General features: G+C 70.1%; 1 protein-coding gene. It reads right to left on the bottom strand.

Translation table 11 applies throughout. The annotated features are described in order from the left end of the window. The coding region (locus ACMO6A_RS15005) for an ATP-dependent DNA helicase (protein ID WP_418471483.1) at positions 1-1,664 on the bottom strand (1,664 nt) is incomplete at both ends.

Genomic DNA, 1,664 nt, shown 5'->3' with positions numbered 1-1,664 from the left:
GGTGGGGGCCGGCGATGAGGCCGGCGGCGTAGTCGTGTTCGCGCAGGAGTCGTGTCAGGCTGTATCTCTCCTCGTGTTCGTCGATGCGGGTTTCGGTGGCGGTGCGCGTGTCGGGGCGCGTCAGGAGCGTGGAGAGCATGCGTTGGCGGGCGATGGCTTCGGGGTCGGTGTCCGATCCGGACAGCATGGCTTCCGTCTGCCGGGTCTTCTCGTCCTTGCATGCGTAGAGGAGGTGGTTCTCCTCGCGGCCTCGTGTGGCGGCCACGTATTGCAGGTTGCATGGGACGCGCGCGTCGGAGGGGAACATGGCGGCGCACCGGTCGACGGTCATGCCCTGGCTTTTGTGGATGGTGGTCGCGTACCCGGCCTCGCAGTTCGCTTTCGCCCAGTCCCGGGGTATGGCCCATTGCCTTCCGTCCGCGTCGCGGCATGCGATCACGTCCGTGTCGATGCGGGTGACGGTGAACGCCATGCCGTTCTCGATGCGGTGTCCGTCGGGGCCACGTACCTGGTGGTCGTTGGCGCGGGACACGATCCGGTCCCCGGCTCCTATCTTCAGGCCGTCGGACAGCGTGGCGAGGCGGGACGGGTCCCCGTCGGACAGGCCGAGCACGCGCCGTTCGAGGATGGTGCGCTGGTTCATGGCGCGCACCTGTTCGTTGGTGCCGGCGACGAGGAGCGTGGTCTTGCCCGTCTTCTGCCATTGCAGGGTCATCCGGTACGCCTCCTCCTCGCATTCCCGGTCCTCGCCCCAGTGGAGACGGTGGTGGGCCGCGTATTCGGCGACGAGCCGGCGGCATGCCTCGACGCTGTCCGGTTTCGCGCGGTCGCCGCCGGCGCGCAGGCGCAGCATGGCTTTGCCTTCGTCTGCCCATCTGGCCCGTCCGCCGTCGGGGTCGTTCGCCCAGAGCCCGGGGTCGCTGCGGAAGCGCCACAGGCTGGTGAGGGTCGCGCACCGGTGTTCCCGTTCGGCCCAGGCGAGCAGTCCGCCCGGTGCGGCGGGAGCGTCGAGCTGCATGGGGTCGCCGGTCAGTGCGAGCCTGGCTCCGGCCCGTTCGCACAGTTCGGCGATGGCGTCCAGTTCCGGGGTGCCGACCATGCCCGCCTCGTCTACGATGACGAGCTGTCCGGGGTGGATGAGGCCGGCCTGTTCCCGGGCGTCGGATTCGCTGATGGCGCGGCGTATCCGGTCGCGTTCGGCGGGGGTGCGCGCCGCGGCGAGCCGGCACCGGAATTCGCGTCGCAGGTCGTCGATCTGCGCCCGGTGACGTTCGGACACGTTGTCGAGGAGCTTGGCGATGGTGATCGCGTTGGCGCCGATGCTGTCGGCGAGCTCGTCCCTGGCCCGGACGGACAGGGTCAGGCCGAGCACGGATCCCCTCCCGTGCCGGGTCTCCCATGCTCGGGCGACGGCGCGCATGGTGGTCGTCTTTCCGGTGCCGGCAGGGCCGATGAGCGCGCTGGCCGCGTGCGGGTTCTCGAGCAGGTATGCGGCGGCCTTCGCCTGGTCGTCGCTCAGCCGGTTTCCGCCGGCCCGCATGGACTGGATGAGCCGGGTGCCCTCCCCGGGTCCCCAGGCGAGCGGGTCGGTCCGGCCGAACGTGGCCATGACGCGTTTTTCCATGTCGAGGATCGTCCGGCTGGTGTATCGGTCGAGTGTGGGG

The organism is Eggerthella sp., assembly GCF_048329335.1.
GTDB lineage: Bacteria > Actinomycetota > Coriobacteriia > Coriobacteriales > Eggerthellaceae > Eggerthella > Eggerthella lenta.
The sequence above is the reverse complement of the archived record's forward strand: the minus strand, read 5'-3'. Positions and strand labels throughout refer to the sequence as shown.